Source organism: Microcystis sp. M53602_WE12 (assembly GCF_030065455.1).
GTDB lineage: Bacteria > Cyanobacteriota > Cyanobacteriia > Cyanobacteriales > Microcystaceae > Microcystis > Microcystis aeruginosa.
Map to the genome: position 1 here is coordinate 1 of NZ_JASJFB010000011.1, position 4,975 is coordinate 4,975.

Here is a 4,975-nt window from a genome sequence, read left to right on the forward strand (position 1 = left end):
ATAAATCTAAAAACCTTGTTGGGTAAGACTTTTAGACTTTTTTTCCTTCAAAAAGTGCCTACCATTGGAGTGATCGGGGGGAAAATTCAGGTACTTTTTCCCTGAAAATTAGGTAGTTGACCACCTGAAAATCGGTAAAACCCCACACCCTACACCCTACACCCCACACCCTACCCCCACGAAAAAGCTTTTCAGCAAACCCTAATTAAAGAAATACTCAAATCCTGATAAAAATCCTCTTGTTTTAATTCCACTTTTGATTGAGAAGCCAGTAAAAGTAAAGCCCAAAAAATCGCCACCTTTTCCTGTGTTGCCGAGTGACTAGAGGGCTTTTCTGCTTGCCATAAATCTAATAAATACTCAAACTCTATCTCCTTTTTCTCCAATTGAAAAAACTTTCTCTGCAAAAAAAAGTCCAGTTCCGCTGCCAATTCCGTCAGGTTTTCTTGGTGGGCCAATTCCGTGATAATTTGTACCGCTTCCCGTCGGGATTGGGGCCGGGGTTTCGGGACAACTACAGGCAGTTTCGGTAAAGCTTCAATCTCTAGGGCAATCTGTTGTAATTGAGTGATTAACTCCTGCAAAGTTACCCGTCTTTTTCGCGGTGGTGGGGCGGCAGTACGACGGCGAATATGATTTTCTAGATAACGGGGTAAAGTTCTTAATTCCCGTTCTAAGTCGCTAATTTCCTCATCTATCAGACTTTCTTCTTGCTGGTCTAAAGACAATCTTTCTAGGGTATCAGCCTTAAATAAAACTAACATAGAAGCCCATAAAAAAGCCTGTCCCGATTGGGGTAAATTAGCTTGGGCCATGGCTAAATCTAGATCATTTAATAACCCCAATTCTGCCAAAAAGCGATCGATCACATCAATAACCTGCACATCCCAGGGGTCAATTTCTCCCTGTTCCGCCATTTCTAAAAGAGAGGCGATCGCATCACTGGCCGAGGTGATAGTCATGATTGTAGAATCTTGTAGGATCTCAAAGGATAAAATTTAGCAAGCAAAACCATGGACATATCGATCGCTGACCTGCGCTTGGACTACAATCTCGAAGAATTGCTAGAGTCAGAAACATCTGCCGATCCTTTCATTGTATTTAAACAATGGCTAGAACGGGCGGTATCTTCGGGAAGATTGGAACCCAACGCTATGACTTTAGCCACTATTTCCCCGGAGGGTAAACCCCGGGCCCGCATGGTACTGTTAAAAGACTTCGATCCTCGCGGTTTTGTTCTCTTTACCAACTACCACAGCGCCAAAGGACAGGAATTAATCGCCAATCCCAATGCGGCCCTAGTGTTTTGGTGGGGAGAATTGCAACGGCAAATTAGGATCGAGGGAACTGTAGAAAAAATCAGCGAGGAGGAATCGGATAATTACTTTTTTGTCCGTCCCTGGGAATCCCGTTTAGGGGCCTGGGCCTCCAATCAAAGTGAAGTGATTTCTGGGCGAGATATCCTCGAAAAACGCCTGACAGAACTAAAAGAAGAATATGCGGGTCGTGAAGTTCCCCGTCCTCCTCATTGGGGCGGATTTCGCCTAATTCCTAGTTTAATCGAGTTCTGGCAAGGTCGCCCCAGTCGTCTTCACGATCGTCTCTGTTATTATCGTCAAGAAGATGGTACTTGGCAAAGGCAACGTTTAGCTCCTTAGTTTGATCTTGACACCTTGTATTGGCAAAATAGCTCGATGCTAATTCAATTTGTCATTTTAGTCTTGAGATAATATTAGGTCGATGTCTTTTCCCAACCCGCGCTTTCCTTAGCGATCGGGTTGGGCTATTATGTCATTTAAGAAAGGCAACCCTTCCGCCCTAAAGTCTCAGAAAAACGATAGAATTGAAAGGGAGAGCATCTCATTTATGCAAGTGAGTAATTATACTTATTCCTAAACCTGGTTTCTAGCAAGGCTTTTAAAATAGCTTGACATAAAAACCTGATTTAGGGGTTACAAAGGTGAGATGCTCCCTTGCGGGTTGAACTGAGTAAATCTATTTTAGCCTCTGAGGGTGAGCAGATTCGCTTTGAAGTGGGTGAAATTGAATTAGAGGTTCAATTTGTGGTTGAGCAGTCGAAAGAAGGCAAAGGTGGGCTAAAATTTTGGGTAGTAGAAATGGGTGGGGGTACCACCAATAAAGATACGATAACCCATAGAATTAAAATTCCCCTTAAACCCATTGGGAAAGATGGAGGAGCTATCAAGACAGCAAGTGATGATAAACCCGATTAGAATTTTATACCCCTAGGGACGTAATGCTTGCCCCCAAAGCAGTTAATTTGTAGGATGGGTTAGCGAAGCGTAACCCATCACCATCCCAGAATAATACGTTACATCAATCCGATAAGTTATGTCCCAATTCCAACCTGAACGCGCTTTAGAAATCGTTGCCCCTCAATATGGCAGTGCCTATCGAATTGGGGGACGTTTACTCTTGACTTGTCGGCATCTGTTTGATAATAGTAACGACTGTAAAGTACGACTTAGATCAGCATCAAACTATTCTGATAAGCAGGATATAGACGCTCAAGTAATTTGGAAAGCTCCCGATAATATCGATATAGCCTTAGTAGAATTACCAGAAACTATCGAAACTTGTGATCCTGTAGGTTTTGGGTTGTTACCTGATGCGAGTAGCACCCAAAAAGTTAAATTTGACTTTTTGGGCTTTCCTCTATTTTTACGGTATGTTGAAGATGGTATAAAATACGCCACAGGGTTACACATTGAGGGAACTATCGATGTGGCTAATCGTGTTCCTCATAACCGTTTGTTATTAAATATTAAAGATAGTCAAGACATACAACCCACCGATGAACAATTAGAAAGATTAGGAAAAGATCAGTCACCTTGGCAAGGAACATCGGGATCAGCAATTGTTTGTTATGGGTTAGTGATTGGGGTACAATCTAAACAGCTAAGTATAGATCGTCCAGCATCTTTAGAAGCTGAATCTTTGGCAAGAGTTTATGACAATCCCGAATGGTGTGAGATATTAGAAAACCATGATATTGATCCTGAACCTAAACCGGTTATATCCGCTTCTTTAAAATCTTCTTCCTATCGTAATCAAGCTCCTCCTAAACCGAGTTATTTTGTCGAACGTCCAGAGGTTAGTATTGAGTTAAAGAAACTTTTATTGTCAGAAACAACGGAAAAAACTGGAACTTTAGTTATTAGTGCGATTTATGGCTTAGGAGGTATTGGTAAATCCACTTTAGCGGCGGCATTAGCACAAGAAAAAGAAGTTCAAGCTTATTTTCCTGATGGCATTTTCTGGGCAACTTTAGGACAACAACCAGATATTTTATCCTTTCTTCATGGCTGGATTCAAGCTTTAGGAGATTATAATTTTAAGCCGACGGGTATTGATGCCGCATCCTTACACTTGAGGACTTTATTGGCAGATAAAAAGGCTTTATTAGTAGTAGATGATCTCTGGAATGTAGAAGATATTGATCCTTTTAGAGTAGCAGTAAATCAATGTAAATTATTAGTAACCACTAGGGAAGTTCCCGTTAAAGGGGCAATTCGTTATGATTTGGATGTGATGACGGAAAGCCAATCTTTAGCCTTATTAACGAGTTATCTAAAGCATGAATTAAATTTAGCAGATCAGAAACAAGCCAAAATATTAGCCAAAATTGTCGGTTATTTACCCTTAGCTTTGGAGTTGACGGCGGCACAAATTGAAGATGGGATTCCTTGGGCTGAATTAATCGAAGATTTACGAGCAGAAATCGCTCATTTAGAAATTTTAGACCGCTTGGAAGCTGGAGATACTGCCAATGAAGAAAAACGAAAACATTATAGTTTAATTGCTTGCTTTAATCTCAGTTTAAAGCGATTAAATGGGCAAAGATTGAGACAATTTAGTTGGTTAGGAGTTTTACCCGATGATGTTACCATTACGGAAAAGATGGCGACGACTTTATGGGATTGTCCGGTTAGAGAAGCGAGGCAAACTTTAAGATATTTACGGAGTAAGGCTTTATTATTAACGGGGGTTTCTAGTGAACTCTTAACGAGTTATCGCGTCCATGATTTGTTACATGATTTAGCCCGAAATCTGATCCTAGCGTCTCCTCATCCTGAAACAGATTATCAATTACCGGGGTTAGGGTTATCAATGGCTGAAGCACATCAACAGCTTTTACAACGGTATCAAAAACAAATTAAGAGATCCCCCCTAACCCCCCTTGAAAAGGGGGGAAAAGAGGTGGAAGTCCCCCTTAGTAAGGGGGATTTAGGGGGATCAAACTGGCATAGTTTAGAGGATGATGGCTACATTTATAATCATTTGCTCTGGCATTTAGAAAAAGCGGGACAGATAGCCCAGATTCATCTATTACTGAGGGAAGAAACGGCAGAAGGTCATAATGGTTGGTATAGTCAATGTGAAAGGGAAGGGAAAACAGCAATTTTTATTAAGGATGTTTCCCGGGCGTGGCAACTGGCGGAGGAGCATTTTATTGAGAATCCCAGTCAGTCTATAGCGTTACAAGTGCGTTATGCTTTGATCACCACTTCCCTCAATAGTTTGGCGACTAATATTCCACCAGAATTAATTGCGGCACTGATTAAACATGAAATATGGACACCTGCTCAGGGATTGGTTTATGTACGGCAAAGTCAAGATTCTAGCAAGCAAGCCGAAGGACTAGAGAAAATTACTCCCTATCTTCCCCCTACTTTATTACCCGAAGCCTTAGAAATTGCCAGAGGGATTGGGTCTGAAAACTACCGTGCAGAGGCATTGATCGGGTTAGCTCCCCATTTACCGGAAAGTTTGTTACCCGAAGCCTTAGAAGTTGCCAGAGGGATTGAGAATGAATACTCCCGTGCAGAGGCATTGATCGGGTTAGCTCCCCGTTTACCGGAAAGTTTGTTACCCGAAGCCTTAGAAGTTGCCAGAGGGATTGAGAATGAATACTCCCGTGCAGAGGCATTGATCGGGTTAGCTCCCCGTTTAC

The 4,975-nt window shown here is 41.8% G+C and carries 4 protein-coding genes; 3 read left to right on the forward strand and 1 reads right to left on the reverse strand.

Annotation, left to right across the window (positions count from 1 at the left end):
- Positions 1-191: 191 nt before the first annotated feature.
- Positions 192-962 carry a segregation/condensation protein A gene (locus tag PX482_RS00340; protein WP_002760523.1) on the reverse strand — a complete coding sequence of 257 codons (771 nt, stop codon included), beginning with the start codon at positions 960-962 and terminating at the stop codon, positions 192-194.
- A gap of 51 nt (positions 963-1,013) precedes the next feature.
- Between PX482_RS00340 and pdxH the strand changes: the two genes are divergently transcribed.
- From pdxH to PX482_RS00355, 3 genes are all read left to right on the forward strand, one after another.
- Positions 1,014-1,658: a pyridoxamine 5'-phosphate oxidase gene (gene pdxH / locus PX482_RS00345; protein ID WP_002776399.1), complete on the forward strand. Its 645-nt coding sequence runs from the start codon at positions 1,014-1,016 to the stop codon at positions 1,656-1,658.
- Positions 1,659-1,973: 315 nt separating this feature from the next.
- Positions 1,974-2,234, forward strand: coding sequence for a trypco2 family protein (locus tag PX482_RS00350; RefSeq protein ID WP_288034136.1), 261 nt, complete (start codon positions 1,974-1,976; stop codon positions 2,232-2,234).
- Between the two features lie 118 nt (positions 2,235-2,352).
- Positions 2,353-4,975 (forward strand): NB-ARC domain-containing protein (locus tag PX482_RS00355; protein WP_288121938.1); only part of this gene is annotated, 2,623 nt, incomplete at its 3' end.

Bases quoted from the DNA above. Each gene is read 5' to 3' on its own strand.
- pdxH (WP_002776399.1), top strand. From the start codon at position 1,014: ATGGACATATCGATCGCTGACCTGCGCTTGGACTACAATCTCGAAGAA.
- PX482_RS00340 (WP_002760523.1), bottom strand. From the start codon at position 962: ATGACTATCACCTCGGCCAGTGATGCGATCGCCTCTCTTTTAGAAATG.